The 14376-nt window shown below is 57.3% G+C and carries 15 protein-coding genes and 1 pseudogene; 11 read left to right on the top strand and 5 right to left on the bottom strand.

Going from position 1 to position 14376, the window contains the following annotated elements:
- The first annotated feature begins 17 nt into the window (after nt 1–17).
- The 11 genes from FHW76_RS19740 (at nt 18) to FHW76_RS19790 (ending at nt 10552) form a co-directional block, all read left to right on the top strand.
- Complete coding sequence (locus tag FHW76_RS19740) at nt 18–650, top strand: fumarylacetoacetate hydrolase family protein (RefSeq protein WP_012969003.1); 633 nt, start codon at nt 18–20, stop codon at nt 648–650.
- On the top strand, nt 647–1411 hold the full coding sequence (locus FHW76_RS19745) for a fumarylacetoacetate hydrolase family protein (RefSeq protein WP_008807571.1): 765 nt from the start codon (nt 647–649) through the stop codon (nt 1409–1411). Before FHW76_RS19740 ends, FHW76_RS19745 begins: the two co-directional genes overlap by 4 nt.
- Entirely contained in the window at nt 1408–2874 is a 1467-nt protein-coding gene (hpaE, locus tag FHW76_RS19750) for a 5-carboxymethyl-2-hydroxymuconate semialdehyde dehydrogenase (protein WP_023297017.1), read from the top strand. The genes FHW76_RS19745 and hpaE overlap by 4 nt, the downstream gene beginning before the upstream one ends.
- A gap of 1 nt (nt 2875) precedes the next feature.
- Nucleotides 2876–3733, top strand: a complete 858-nt coding sequence (gene hpaD / locus FHW76_RS19755; RefSeq protein ID WP_002887492.1) for a 3,4-dihydroxyphenylacetate 2,3-dioxygenase — start codon at nt 2876–2878, stop codon at nt 3731–3733.
- Nucleotides 3734–3742: 9 nt separating this feature from the next.
- Nucleotides 3743–4123 carry a 5-carboxymethyl-2-hydroxymuconate Delta-isomerase gene (locus tag FHW76_RS19760; protein WP_008807573.1) on the top strand — a complete coding sequence of 127 codons (381 nt, stop codon included), beginning with the start codon at nt 3743–3745 and terminating at the stop codon, nt 4121–4123.
- Nucleotides 4124–4231: 108 nt separating this feature from the next.
- The gene (gene hpaH / locus FHW76_RS19765; RefSeq protein ID WP_002887487.1) at nt 4232–5035 is read left to right on the top strand and encodes a 2-oxo-hept-4-ene-1,7-dioate hydratase; all 804 of its coding nucleotides are present in this window, start codon (nt 4232–4234) and stop codon (nt 5033–5035) included.
- A 10-nt stretch (nt 5036–5045) separates the two neighbouring features.
- Nucleotides 5046–5837, top strand: a complete 792-nt coding sequence (gene hpaI, locus FHW76_RS19770) for a 4-hydroxy-2-oxoheptanedioate aldolase (protein ID WP_012969004.1) — start codon at nt 5046–5048, stop codon at nt 5835–5837.
- Between the two features lie 118 nt (nt 5838–5955).
- Nucleotides 5956–7332, top strand: a complete 1377-nt coding sequence (hpaX, locus tag FHW76_RS19775; protein ID WP_049139537.1) for a 4-hydroxyphenylacetate permease — start codon at nt 5956–5958, stop codon at nt 7330–7332.
- Nucleotides 7333–7341: 9 nt separating this feature from the next.
- Entirely contained in the window at nt 7342–8232 is an 891-nt protein-coding gene (gene hpaA, locus FHW76_RS19780) for a 4-hydroxyphenylacetate catabolism regulatory protein HpaA (RefSeq protein WP_109956198.1), read from the top strand.
- Between the two features lie 225 nt (nt 8233–8457).
- Nucleotides 8458–10020: a 4-hydroxyphenylacetate 3-monooxygenase, oxygenase component gene (gene hpaB, locus FHW76_RS19785; RefSeq protein WP_002887473.1), complete on the top strand. Its 1563-nt coding sequence runs from the start codon at nt 8458–8460 to the stop codon at nt 10018–10020.
- A 19-nt stretch (nt 10021–10039) separates the two neighbouring features.
- Complete coding sequence (locus FHW76_RS19790; protein WP_002887467.1) at nt 10040–10552, top strand: 4-hydroxyphenylacetate 3-monooxygenase reductase subunit; 513 nt, start codon at nt 10040–10042, stop codon at nt 10550–10552.
- 938 nt (nt 10553–11490) lie between these two features.
- Here the strand turns inward: FHW76_RS19790 and FHW76_RS26695 are convergent.
- The 5 genes and pseudogenes from FHW76_RS26695 to FHW76_RS19820 all read right to left on the bottom strand — a co-directional run.
- Nucleotides 11491–11937, bottom strand: a pseudogene (locus tag FHW76_RS26695) (filamentous hemagglutinin); the annotation flags it as partial.
- Nucleotides 11859–12524: a hypothetical protein gene (locus FHW76_RS19805; protein WP_064324150.1), complete on the bottom strand. Its 666-nt coding sequence runs from the start codon at nt 12522–12524 to the stop codon at nt 11859–11861. The pseudogene FHW76_RS26695 and the gene FHW76_RS19805, both read right to left, overlap by 79 nt.
- Nucleotides 12525–13149: 625 nt before the next feature.
- Nucleotides 13150–13479, bottom strand: a complete 330-nt coding sequence (locus tag FHW76_RS19810; RefSeq protein ID WP_049017800.1) for a hypothetical protein — start codon at nt 13477–13479, stop codon at nt 13150–13152.
- Nucleotides 13476–14099, bottom strand: a complete 624-nt coding sequence (locus FHW76_RS19815; protein ID WP_072001809.1) for a hypothetical protein — start codon at nt 14097–14099, stop codon at nt 13476–13478. The genes FHW76_RS19810 and FHW76_RS19815 overlap by 4 nt, the downstream gene beginning before the upstream one ends.
- A gap of 21 nt (nt 14100–14120) precedes the next feature.
- Complete coding sequence (locus FHW76_RS19820) at nt 14121–14366, bottom strand: hypothetical protein (RefSeq protein ID WP_012969006.1); 246 nt, start codon at nt 14364–14366, stop codon at nt 14121–14123.
- Nucleotides 14367–14376: the final 10 nt, after the last annotated feature.

Consider the following 14376-nt stretch of genomic DNA (forward strand, 5'->3'; position numbering starts at 1 on the left):
TACCAGAGGAGTGGTGAATGAAAGGTACCATCTTCGCCGTTGCGCTCAATCATCGCAGCCAGCTCGACGCCTGGCGCGAAGCGTTTCAACAGGCCCCCTACAAGACGCCGCCGAAAACCGCGGTCTGGTTTATCAAGCCGCGCAATACCGTGATTGGCGACGGCGAGGCGATCCCCTATCCGCAGGGCGAGACCGTACAAAGCGGCGCGACGGTGGCGCTGATTGTCGGCAAAACCGCGCGTAAAGTGGCGGCGGCAGAGGCAGCGAACTATATCGCCGGCTACGCGCTGGCTAACGATGTGAGTCTGCCGGAAGAGAGTTTTTATCGCCCGGCGATCAAGGCGAAATGCCGCGATGGCTTCTGCCCCGTCGGCGCGCTGTCGGCGGTGCGTAACGTCGATAACCTGACCATCATCACCGAAATCAACGGCCGCGAGGCGGATAGCTGGCATACCGGCGATCTGCAGCGTAACGCCGCGCAGCTGCTGAGCGCCTTAAGCGAGTTCGCCACCCTCAATCCCGGCGACGCGATCCTTATCGGCACGCCCCACTCTCGCGTCACGCTGCGCCCCGGCGACCGCGTACGTATTCTCGCCGACGGATTCCCGGCGCTGGAAAACCCGGTTGTCGCAGAAGGAGAGCTGGCATGAAACAGGCACGCATTGAATGGCAGGGACAGGTACGCGACGTGCTGGTCGATGAACGCGACCAGGTGCGCCTGAACGATGGCACGGTATTGAAAGAAGGCGAATTCCGCTGGTTGCCGCCCGCCGACGGCACGCTGTTCGCGCTGGGGCTGAACTACGCCGACCACGCCAGCGAGCTGGAATTTAAGCCGCCAACCGAGCCTTTGGTGTTCATCAAAGCGCCGAACACCTTTATTGGCCACCAGCAACAGTCGGTACGCCCGGATAACGTCGAATACATGCACTACGAAGCCGAACTGGTGGTGGTGATCGGGAAAACCGCGCGCCGCGTCAGCGAAGCCGAGGCCATGGACTATGTCGCTGGCTATACCGTGTGCAACGACTACGCGATCCGCGACTACCTGGAAAACTACTACCGCCCGAACCTGCGGGTCAAAAGCCGCGATACCCTGACGCCGATTGGCCCGTGGATCGTCGCCAAAGAGGCGATCCCGGATCCGCATAATCTGGCCCTGCGCACCTGGGTCAACGGCGAACTGCGCCAGCAGGGCACCACCGCCGATCTGATCTTCAGCATCCCGTTCCTCATCGCTTATTTAAGCGAATTTATGACCCTGCAACCGGGCGACATGATCGCCACCGGCACGCCGAAAGGGCTATCCGATGTGGTGCCGGGCGACGAGGTGATCGTTGAAGTCGAGGGCGTGGGCCGCCTGGTCAACCATATCATCAGCCAGCAAGCGTATGAGGAGACACTGTCATGAAAAAGATTAACCATTGGATCAACGGTAAAAACGTTGCCGGCGCAGACTATTTTCATACCACCAACCCGGCCACCGGCGAGGTACTGGCTGAAGTCGCCTCTGGCGGCGAAGCCGAGGTTCACCAGGCGGTAGCGGCGGCGAAAGAGGCCTTTCCGAAGTGGGCTAACCTGCCGATGAAAGAGCGCGCGCGCCTGATGCGCCGCCTGGGGGATCTGATCGATCAGAACGTCCCGGAGATCGCGGCGATGGAAACCGCCGATACCGGCCTGCCTATCCACCAGACCAAAAACGTGCTGATCCCGCGGGCGTCGCATAACTTCGAATTTTTCGCCGAAGTGTGCCAGCAGATGAACGGCAAGACCTATCCGGTCGACGACAAGATGCTTAACTATACCCTCGTGCAGCCGGTTGGTGTGTGCGCGCTGGTGTCGCCGTGGAACGTACCGTTTATGACCGCCACCTGGAAGGTGGCGCCGTGCCTGGCGCTGGGGAATACCGCGGTGCTGAAAATGTCCGAGCTGTCGCCGCTGACCGCCGATCGTCTGGGCGAGCTGGCGCTGGAAGCCGGGATCCCGGCTGGCGTGCTCAACGTGGTGCAGGGCTATGGCGCCACCGCCGGCGACGCGCTGGTGCGCCATCATGATGTGCGCGCCGTCTCCTTCACCGGCGGCACCGCCACCGGCCGCAACATCATGAAGAACGCCGGTCTGAAAAAGTACTCTATGGAGCTCGGCGGAAAATCGCCGGTGCTGATTTTTGAAGACGCCGATATTGAGCGCGCGCTCGACGCCGCGCTGTTCACCATCTTCTCGATCAACGGCGAACGCTGCACCGCCGGTTCGCGCATTTTCATTCAGCAGAGTATTTATCCGGAGTTCGTCAAGCGCTTCGCCGAGCGCGCCAACCGCCTGCGCGTGGGCGATCCGACCGATCCGAATACCCAGGTCGGCGCGCTGATTAGCAAGCAGCACTGGGAGAAAGTGTCCGGCTACATTCGCCTCGGCATCGAAGAGGGCGCCACCCTGCTGGCCGGCGGCGCGGATAAACCGTCCGACCTGCCGGCGCATCTGAAAGCCGGCAACTTCCTGCGCCCGACGGTACTGGCGGATGTCGACAACCGCATGCGCGTCGCCCAGGAAGAGATTTTTGGCCCGGTCGCCTGCCTGCTGCCGTTCAAAGACGAAGCGGAAGGGCTGCGCCTGGCGAACGATGTGGAATACGGCCTGGCGTCGTATATCTGGACCCAGGACGTCAGCAAAGTGCTGCGTCTGGCGCGCGGTATTGAAGCCGGGATGGTGTTCGTCAACACCCAGAACGTGCGCGACCTGCGTCAGCCGTTCGGCGGCGTGAAGGCCTCCGGCACCGGCCGCGAAGGCGGCGAGTACAGCTTTGAAGTGTTCGCCGAAATGAAAAACGTCTGCATCTCGATGGGCGACCATCCGATCCCGAAATGGGGAGTCTGATATGGGTAAGTTAGCGTTAGCAGCAAAAATCACTCACGTGCCGTCGATGTATCTGTCTGAGCTGCCGGGGAAAAACCACGGCTGCCGCCAGGGCGCGATCGACGGGCATAAAGAAATTGGCAAGCGCTGCCGTGAAATGGGCGTCGATACCATCATCGTGTTCGACACCCACTGGCTGGTCAACAGCGCCTATCACATCAACTGCGCCGACCATTTTCAGGGCGTCTACACCAGTAACGAACTGCCGCATTTTATTCGCGACATGACCTACGACTACGACGGCAACCCGGAGCTGGGCCAGCTTATCGCCGACGAGGCCGTAAAGCTCGGCGTACGCGCCAAAGCACACAATATTCCGAGCCTGAAGCTGGAGTACGGCACCCTGGTGCCGATGCGCTACATGAACAGCGATAAGCACTTCAAGGTGGTGTCCATTTCCGCGTTTTGTACCGTTCACGACTTTGCCGACAGCCGCAGGCTGGGCGAGGCCATCCTCAAAGCCATTGAGAAATATGACGGCACCGTAGCGGTGCTGGCCAGCGGTTCGCTGTCGCACCGCTTTATCGATGACCAGCGCGCCGAAGAGGGCATGAACAGCTACACCCGCGAGTTTGATCATCAGATGGATGAGCGCGTGGTGAAACTGTGGCGGGAGGGCAAATTCAAAGAGTTCTGCACCATGCTGCCGGAGTACGCCGACTACTGCTACGGCGAAGGCAACATGCACGACACGGTGATGCTGCTCGGTCTGCTGGGTTGGGATAAATACGACGGCAAGGTGGAGTTTATCACCGAGCTATTCGCCAGCTCCGGTACCGGCCAGGTTAACGCCGTGTTCCCGCTGCCGGCGCAGGCGTAAGGAGGCCCCATGCCGCATTTTATCGCCGAGTGTACCGACAATATCCGTGAACAGGCCGATTTACCGGGCCTGTTCGCCAAAGTCAACGAGGCGCTGGCCGCCACCGGTATCTTCCCGATCGGCGGTATTCGCAGCCGCGCCCACTGGCTGGATACCTGGCAGATGGCCGACGGCAAGCAGGATTACGCCTTCGTGCATATGACCCTGAAAATCGGCGCCGGGCGCAGTCTGGAGAGCCGTCAGGACGTGGGAGATATGCTGTTCGCGCTGATCAAAGCCCATTTTGCTGCGCTAATGGAGAGCCGCTATCTGGCGCTGTCGTTCGCCATGGAAGAGCTCGACCCGACGCTGAACTACAAACAGAACAACGTGCACGCGTTATTTAAATAATGTGCAAATTGCCCGGTGGCGCTGCGCTTACCGGGCCTACAACGGCCATGAATTTGTAGGCCGGATAAGCGAAGCGCCATCCGGCAATACAATGCCACAGGAATCACTATGCTCGATAAACAGACCCGCACCCTGATTGCCCAGCGGCTGAACCAGGCCGAAAAACAGCGTGAACAGATCCGCGCGATCTCGCTGGATTATCCGTCGATCACCATTGAGGACGCCTACGCCGTCCAGCGCGAGTGGGTCGAGATGAAGATCGCCGAAGGCCGCGTGCTCAAAGGCCACAAGATCGGCCTGACCTCTAAAGCGATGCAGGCCAGCTCGCAGATCAGCGAGCCGGACTACGGCGCGCTGCTCGACGATATGTTCTTCCACGACGGCAGCGATATTCCCACCGACCGCTTTATCGTTCCGCGTATTGAAGTCGAGCTGGCCTTCGTGCTGGCCAAACCGCTGCGCGGCCCGAACTGTACGCTGTTTGATGTCTACAACGCCACCGACTACGTTATCCCGGCGCTGGAGCTCATCGATGCGCGCTGCCACAACATCGACCCGGAAACCCAGCGTCCGCGCAAAGTGTTCGACACCATCTCCGATAACGCCGCCAACGCCGGGGTGATCCTCGGCGGCCGGCCGATTAAACCGGATGAGCTCGACCTGCGCTGGATCTCCGCCCTGCTGTATCGCAACGGCGTGATTGAAGAGACCGGCGTCGCCGCGGGCGTACTCAATCATCCGGCCAACGGCGTGGCCTGGCTGGCCAACAAACTGGCGCCGTACGATGTCCAGCTCGAAGCCGGGCAAATTATCCTCGGCGGCTCCTTCACCCGCCCGGTCCCGGCGCGCAAGGGCGATACCTTCCACGTCGACTACGGCAACATGGGCGCCATCAGCTGCCGCTTTGTTTGAGGAGAGCAACATGAACAACGCATTTAAAGAGGCGCTCAAGGCCGGCCGTCCGCAAATCGGCCTGTGGCTTGGGCTGTGCAGCAGCTACAGCGCCGAACTGCTGGCCGGCGCGGGCTTCGACTGGCTGCTGATCGACGGCGAACACGCGCCCAACAACGTACAAACGGTGCTGACCCAGTTGCAGGCCATTGCGCCCTACCCCAGCCAGCCGGTAGTGCGTCCGTCGTGGAACGATCCGGTGCAGATCAAACAGCTGCTGGACGTCGGCGCGCAAACTCTGCTGGTGCCGATGGTGCAGAATGCCGAAGAAGCGCGGCTGGCGGTAAGCGCCACCCGCTACCCGCCTGCCGGCATCCGCGGAGTCGGCAGCGCGCTGGCCCGCGCCTCACGCTGGAATCGCATTCCGGATTATATCCACCGGGCCAATGACGCCATGTGCGTACTGGTACAGATTGAGACCCGCGAAGCGCTGAAAAATTTGCCGCAGATCCTCGATGTCGACGGGGTGGACGGCGTGTTTATCGGCCCGGCGGATCTCAGCGCCGATATGGGCCACGGCGGCAACCCACAACACCCGGAAGTGCAGGCCGCCATTGAAGATGCCATCCAGCAAATCCGCCAGGCCGGAAAGGCGCCGGGGATCCTGATGGCCAATGAACAGCTGGCGAAACGCTATCTCGAACTGGGCGCGCTGTTCGTCGCCGTCGGCGTCGATACCACCCTGCTGGCCCGCGGCGCAGAAGCGCTGGCGGCGCGGTTTGGCGCGGAAAAAACCGACCTGGGTTCGTCAGGCGTCTACTAACGCCGGGTGGCGCTACGCTCATCCGGCCCGGAGCAGCAGCGAATCGCAGGTCCGGTAAGCGCAGCACTACCGGGCAACCCGCAGTACCCTACAAAATTCCCATTAGAGGAAAATAATAATGAGCGATACATCACCTGCCATCCCGGAAAAGTTCGATCCGACGAATCAGCACAAACAGCTGACGGCGCAGCAGCAGTCGGTTATCAACAAGCTCTTCCGCCGTCTGATCGTGTTTTTATTCGTCCTGTTTATCTTTTCGTTTTTAGACCGGATCAATATCGGCTTTGCTGGATTAACCATGGGGCAGGATCTGGGCCTCAACGCCACCATGTTTGGCCTGGCCACCACCCTGTTTTACGCCACTTACGTCATTTTTGGCATTCCCAGCAACGTGATGCTCAGCATCGTCGGCGCACGACGCTGGATCGCTACCATCATGGTGCTGTGGGGCATCGCCTCTACCGCCACCATGTTCGCCACCGGACCAAAAAGTCTCTATGTTCTGCGCATGCTGGTGGGGATCACCGAGGCCGGTTTCCTGCCGGGTATCCTGCTGTACCTGACCTACTGGTTCCCGGCATTTTTCCGCGCCCGCGCTAACGCGTTGTTTATGATTGCGATGCCGGTGACCACCGCGCTGGGGTCGATCGTCTCCGGCTATATCTTGTCCCTCGACGGTCTGCTGAACCTGCACGGCTGGCAGTGGCTGTTCCTGCTGGAAGGCTTCCCGTCGGTGCTGCTCGGCATTATGGTCTGGTTCTGGCTGGATGATTCTCCGTCGAAGGCCAGGTGGCTGACGGCGGAGGACAAAAAATGTCTGCAGGAGATGATGGATAACGATCGCCTGACTCTGGTGCAGCCGGAAGGGGCCATCAGCCATCACGCCATGCAGCAGCGCAGCCTGTGGCGGGAAGTGTTCACCCCGATCGTGTTGATGTATACCCTCGCCTACTTCTGCCTGACCAATACGCTCAGCGCGATCAGCATCTGGACGCCGCAGATCCTCAAAAGCTTTAACGAAAGCAGCAGCAATATCACCATCGGTCTGCTGGCGGCGATCCCGCAAATTTGTACCATTCTCGGGATGATCTACTGGAGCCGCCACTCCGATAAATACCAGGAGCGGAAGCATCACACTGCCCTGCCGTTCCTGTTCGCCGCTGCGGGCTGGCTGCTGGCGTCAGCCACCGATCATAACCTGATCCAGCTGCTCGGGATCGTGATGGCCTCCACCGGATCGTTTAGCGCTATGGCCATCTTCTGGACCACGCCGGATCAGTCCATCAGTCTGCGTGCCCGCGCAATCGGCATTGCGGTGATCAACGCCACCGGCAATATCGGATCGGCGCTCAGTCCCTTTATGATCGGCTGGCTGAAGGATATTACCGGCAGCTTCAGCAGCGGGCTGTGGTTCGTCGCCGCACTGCTGGTGATTGGCGCGGTGATCATCTGGGCGATTCCGATGAAGGGCTCGCGCCCTCGCGCGACACCGTAAGGAGCCGCTATGTGCCAAAGCCCAATCGCCAACATCGACATCAATAAAGATTACGACGAGAGTCTGGGCACCGAAGAGGTGCACTACCAGTCGTTTTCCCGCATGGCGGCCTTTTTTGGCCGCGACATGCAGGCGCATCGTCACGACCGTTATTTCCAGATGCACTACCTTGATACCGGGCAGATTGAGCTGCAGCTTGATGACCATCGCTATTCGGTGCAGGCGCCGCTGTTTGTGTTAACGCCGCCCTCGGTGCCGCACGCGTTTATTACCGAGTCCGATAGCGATGGTCACGTGTTGACGGTGCACGAAGAACTCATCTGGCCGCTGCTGGAGGTGCTTTATCCCGGCACGCGGGAGACCTTCGGCCTGCCGGGGATCTGTCTGTCGCTGGCAGATAAACCCGACGAGCTGGCGGCGCTGGCCCACTACTGGCAGCTGATTCGTCGGGAATCTACCGCCCAGTTGCCCGGGCGGGAACACACCCTGGCGCTGCTGGCGCAGGCGGTATTTACCCTGCTGCTGCGCAACGCCAGGCTCGACGATCATGCCGCCAGCGGGATGCGCGGCGAGCTGAAGCTATTCCAGCGCTTTAACCAGATGATCGACAGCCACTACCATCAGCACTGGACGGTACCGGATTACGCCAGGGAGCTGCATCTGACCGAATCGCGGCTGACCGATATCTGCCGCCGCTTCGCCAACCGTTCGCCGAAGCGGCTGATATTCGACCGCCAGCTGCGCGAGGCGAAGCGGCTGCTGCTGTTTTCCGATAGCGCGGTCAATGAGATTGCCTGGCAGCTGGGGTTTAAAGACCCTGCCTATTTTGCGCGCTTTTTTAGCCGCCAGGTCGGCTGCTCGCCCAGCAGCTACCGGGCGCAAAAAGTACCTGTGTCGTAATACCCCGGCGGCGCTGCGCTTGCCTGGGCTACAGACCACAGGGCGGGTCAGCGCCGCGCCACCCGCCAAAAGCTGCCGAGATCACAAAATTTAATCCCGCCTGAAAAGTACCCGCCGTTGTCGCAAACGTCCCTTCACGGCAAGCGCAATAACCGCTTCAATTAAACAACAAAAACAAAACATATATTTAACATTATTTTTCCGATAAATACTGAAGAGGCCCCTATGAAACCTGAAGATTTCCGCGCCGACGCGAAACGCCCGTTAACTGGCGAAGAGTATTTAAAAAGCCTGCAGGATGGCCGCGAAATTTATATCTACGGCGAGCGCGTGAAGGATGTCACCACCCACCCGGCCTTCCGTAACGCCGCGGCTTCTGTCGCTCAGCTGTACGATGCGCTGCACAAACCGGAGATGCAGGATTCCCTGTGCTGGGGCACCGATACCGGCAGCGGCGGCTACACCCATAAATTCTTCCGCGTGGCGAAAAGCGCCGACGACCTGCGCCAGCAGCGCGACGCCATCGCCGAGTGGTCGCGCTTAAGCTACGGCTGGATGGGCCGCACCCCGGACTACAAAGCCGCCTTCGGCTGCGCGCTGGGCGCCAACCCGGCGTTTTACGGCCAGTTCGAGCAGAACGCCCGCAACTGGTACACCCGCATTCAGGAAACCGGCCTGTACTTTAACCACGCGATCGTCAACCCGCCGATCGACCGCCACAAGCCGGCTGATGAAGTGAAGGATGTCTACATCAAGCTGGAAAAAGAGACCGATGCCGGGATCATCGTCAGCGGCGCGAAAGTGGTCGCCACCAACTCAGCGCTGACCCACTACAACATGATCGGCTTCGGCTCCGCACAGGTGATGGGCGAGAACCCGGACTTCGCGCTGATGTTCGTCGCGCCGATGGATGCCGAAGGCGTCAAGCTTATCTCCCGCGCCTCCTATGAGATGGTCGCCGGTGCGACCGGCTCCCCGTACGACTATCCGCTTTCCAGCCGTTTCGACGAGAACGACGCGATTCTGGTAATGGATAAAGTGCTGATCCCCTGGGAGAACGTGCTGATTTACCGCGACTTTGACCGCTGCCGCCGCTGGACCATGGAGGGCGGTTTCGCCCGCATGTATCCCCTGCAGGCCTGCGTACGCCTGGCGGTAAAACTGGACTTTATCACCGCCCTGCTGAAACGCTCTCTGGAATGTACCGGCACCCTCGAGTTCCGCGGCGTACAGGCCGACCTCGGCGAAGTAGTCGCTTGGCGCAACATGTTCTGGGCGCTTAGCGATTCCATGTGCTCGGAAGCGACGCCGTGGGTCAATGGCGCATGGCTGCCGGATCACGCCGCGCTGCAGACCTATCGCGTGATGGCCCCGATGGCCTACGCCAAGATCAAGAACATCATCGAGCGCAACGTCACCAGCGGCCTGATTTATCTGCCGTCCAGCGCCCGCGATCTGAACAACCCGCAGATCGACCAGTATCTGGCGAAGTACGTGCGCGGCTCCAACGGTATGGATCACGTTGAACGTATCAAGATCCTCAAACTGATGTGGGACGCGATCGGCAGCGAATTCGGCGGCCGTCATGAACTGTATGAGATCAACTACTCCGGTAGCCAGGATGAAATCCGCCTGCAGTGTCTGCGCCAGGCGCAAAGCTCCGGCAATATGGACAAGATGATGGCGATGGTCGACCGCTGCCTGTCCGAGTACGACCAGAACGGCTGGACGGTGCCGCATCTGCACAATAACGCTGATATCAACATGTTGGATAAGCTGCTGAAGTAATTCACAGCGGGAGGTCATAATGCAATTAGATGAACAACGCCTGCGTTTTCGCGATGCCATGGCTAGCCTGTCGGCGGCGGTGAACGTTGTCACCACCGCAGGTGAAGCCGGCCGCTGCGGCATTACCGCCACGGCGGTTTGCTCGGTGACGGATACGCCGCCATCGGTGATGGTGTGTATCAACGCCAACAGTGCGATGAACCCGGTGTTTCAGGGTAACGGCAAGTTGTGCATCAACGTGCTGAACCACGAACAGGAAATCATGGCCCGTCATTTCGCCGGGATGACCGGGGTGACGATGGAAGAGCGGTTCGCCCTCAGCGGCTGGCAGCAGGGCGCGCTCGGGCAGCCGGTGCTGAAGGGCTCGCTGGCCAGCCTCGAAGGCGAAATTAGCCAGGTGCAAACCATCGGCACCCACCTGGTGTATCTGGTGGAGATCCGCAATATTACCCTGAGCCCGCAAGGGCACGGCCTGATTTACTTTAAACGCCGTTTCCACCCGGTGATGATGGAAATGGAAGTGGCGGTGTAATGGCCTCGCCTGCCTCTCCCCGGATAACGGGGAGGGGCTACATAGATTCGCGTTAGCGTTCCTGCTGGGCAAACTGTGTCAGCGCCGCCTTCTGGTACTTTCCGCCCGTATCGTAGTCCGTCGTCGCCGTCCGGCTCACCTGCGCGCTGATTTGCTCCTCGCTCGGATGGGGATTCCCTCCCGCTACCTATTACGATTTTTCTTGTAGCCCTGGTAATAAATCCACCAACAACCAGTAGCTATCAACGCCCCTGTGAAACATGCAGCTTTTGTATACTTCCATGTATCACTCCAAATCAGCTCAAATGGGATGTGGTAAACCAATAAGAGGTAACCTCTAATGAGCACGTATATAATTAAAAACAATACGATCATTGCTACATTGCAAGCAAAAAATAGATAGAAAAAAATAAAGAACCAAGATTTTCTATTCATTTTTGGTTCCCTTTTTGGAATTTCACACCTGTTTTACCCGCTTGATCATTGAGGATCTCTGTCACCGCACTACCCGAGGCATTACCAGCAATACCAGGTACTGGATTAATCGGCAGCGGTTTGGATATTCCCATCCCGACATCTGTCCAGATCCAGTCTTTCCATGGCTTCATCGGGTTGTAAATTTTATCCATAGGCAGCTCAATGAGTTTTCCTGCACCATAACCCACTCCAGAGGCCAAACCATTACTTAAGCCACCTGTAAAAGGATTATCCCCTTTCAGATAGCTGGATATTGCACCACCTGCCGCATTCCATCCCACAGTTCCTAACCAACCAGTTTTTGAGGTTGCTGCTCCAACCCAAGTCGCTATCAACGCATCTATGTAATTCACTTCACTAGTCGTGGCATATTGTATTGCAGTATTGGCTCCGCCACTGATGGCAGCTGTTACCAAAGCCCCCTTAGGCAATATGCCTAACCCAACAGTATCTGCCAGATGGGCTGATACTACTGCATTCCCTTCTGCCACATCTTCAGCAAGTTTTCCTTTACAGTCTGTATCGCAGTCTGGCGTCTGCCTGTGAATGATTTCCGCCACATACGGACTCACTGCGCCACTCGCCGCCTGCGCCAGGTTGCCCCCCGCCAGACCCTGCATCGCCGCCGTTACCGCCTGCGCCACCTTCTGGTACTTTCCGCCCGTATCGTAGTCCGCCGTCGCCGTCCGGCTCACCTGCGCGCTGATTTGCTCCTCGCTCGGACTGCCATTCCCTCCCGCTACCAGCTTCGCCCGCGCCGCTGCCCGCGCCGCCGGGTCGCTCTGCGCCGCCTGCGCGTTCAGCTTGCCCTGCGTCACCAGCACATCACTCACCTGGCGCCCGATTTCACCTGTCTTCTGCGCTGTCGCCAGCCGGTTCTGCTCTTTCTCCTTATCAAATATCGGACTATCCAGCGCCCCAGCAGCTCGCCACTCACTGCGCCTGCCGCTCCCGCCAGCGCGCTGTTATTTCCCGATGCCGCCGCTATCGCTCCCCACACCGCGTGTGCCATCGCATTGGCTTCCACATTCACCTTACCCGTCGCGCTGTCCGTCGTCTGGCTGTGAATGATTTCCGCCACATACGGACTCACTGCGCCACTCGCCGCCTGCGCCAGGTTGCCCCCCGCCAGACCCTGCATCGCCGCCGTTACCGCCTGCGCCACCTTCTGGTACTTTCCGCCCGTATCGTAGTCCGCCGTCGCCGTCCGGCTCACCTGCGCGCTGATTTGCTCCTCGCTCGGACTGCCATTCCCTCCCGCTACCAGCTTCGCCCGCGCCGCTGCCCGTGCCGCCGGGTCGCTCTGCGCCGCCTGCGCGTTCAGCTTGCCCTGCGTCACCAGCACATCACTCACCTGGCGCCCGATTTCACCTGTCTTCTGCGCCGTCGCCAGACGGTTTTGCTCTTTCTCCTGATCAAATATCGGACTCAGCGTCTGGTTCGCATGCGCCGCATCCCGGCTTAACCCCGTCACGTCCTGCTGCTGACTCGCCATATCGCAGATGACGAGGGTTCCTTCAGGAACGGGCTGTGGATAAGGTCTGATAAAACGATCCCGCCGCGATGGCCGGGCTCGCTTATGCTATGTCTGAACTGCTAATCTTCATACCTCAGAGCAAATACGCAGGAGAATTTTGGGGAAGAGTGATCTGTATTACCTAAACTTGGGAATAAAGTAATACATTAACCAAACACCAAAACCTGCAATAAACCCACCGAAGGCACCAGCTTTAATAAATAATAGCGCTCGCATAAAATTAACATCCCATGTCCCTGTCAAGAAAAAAACATAGGCTATAAATACAAACTGTAAAACTAGTGCACACAAAGAGATAACCAATGTGTGGAGGCCTACGATCATGGAAAAAACTTTTAATTCATTGTATATATTCACATTAATCCTCGTTCAATATATCAATGAGTTTAGAGCCGCCCTGACTTCCCATCTCAGTAGCTAACGCTGCACCACTGTTACCAGATATACCGGGTAATGAGCTCAACTGCATTGGTTTACTTACCCCCATCCCCATATCAATCCACTCATAGTTCTTCCATATAGGATTGAGAGCTTTATTTTACGGGGTTTTGATAAGATATTTACCCATCCAATAGCCAATTACTCAGAGATTTGTCCCTGCACTCGCTCCGAAAAATTTATTCTTTATAAGAACTGATAAAACGCTCCCAGCACGAGAACCGAGAACGTTTAAACTGGTACTATTAGTCCAGATTTTTTTAGAAAAATAATGGATAAAATATATTCCTACCCCCCCAACTAATCCTCCTGCTGTACCTGCCTTAACGCTAACCTTCAATATATCAAAGAGTGGGATATTAACATCTCTCATTTCAATAATACTGAATAGACTACGAACAATAAAAATCCCAATGGTAGTCACCGCTATAACAAGAAATATTGTAGCAATCAAATTGAGGAGGCTACGCATCATTTATCCCCTTCTCTTAGAGTTCTGGCCGCTTTAGAACTGCCTTGGCCAATGCTCTCAGTTGAACCAGAAGCAATAATATTCCCTATCACGGCAGGACGAGGATCCAAAGGTAATCGCTTACTTATTCCCATCCCCAAATTAACCCACTCGTAATTTTTCCATGCAGGATTAACCCATTTATCTAATGAAATTTTGGCAACTTTACCTATTCCATAACCGATACCCGAAGCGGCACCACTTATTACGCCACCTTTAAATGGATCATCACCGTTCAGATAGCTGGATGTTGCACCACCTGCCGCATTCCAGCCCACAGTTCCCCAGACTCCCGTATTTGCAGTAAATGCTCCAACATAAGTCGCGATTAATACATCAGTTGGATTAACCGTTCCATTAATCGCATACTGAATACCTGCATTTGCCGTTCCGCCTATCGCGCCAGTAATCTGCATTCCTCCCGGCAGATAGATTAGCCCCGCTGAAGCCAACGCACCTGCATAAGCTTTATTCTCAGCAATTCCTCGCTGGCAGGCTTCACCAGACGGGTTATCTGCGCATGAGAGAACATCTGCGCCATGCTCTCTGGCTTTCTCACCCTGGCCCCATTCGTTCCCACCCATCAGGTTATTCTCAACAACAGCTTACTTATTTAACATTCGCTTTCTATAAGACAAGTAATAGGAAAGCCATAGACATATCCCGACAAAAAAACCTATAACTGCCATTTTGAGAGCAACATACACTTGTTCATAGCCAAAGAAATCAACATCAAATCCAGGTACAAGGATCCACTGAAATACCAGACTCAGCATGAACATAGTGGCGGGAACAGCTGTACAGGAATAAAAAAATAACAATACTAATTGCCATGTTGGTACTTTCATCATTTCTCTTCCT

It is taken from the genome of Klebsiella sp. RC2 (genome assembly GCF_014192815.1).
GTDB classification, from domain to species: Bacteria; Pseudomonadota; Gammaproteobacteria; order Enterobacterales; family Enterobacteriaceae; genus Klebsiella; species Klebsiella variicola.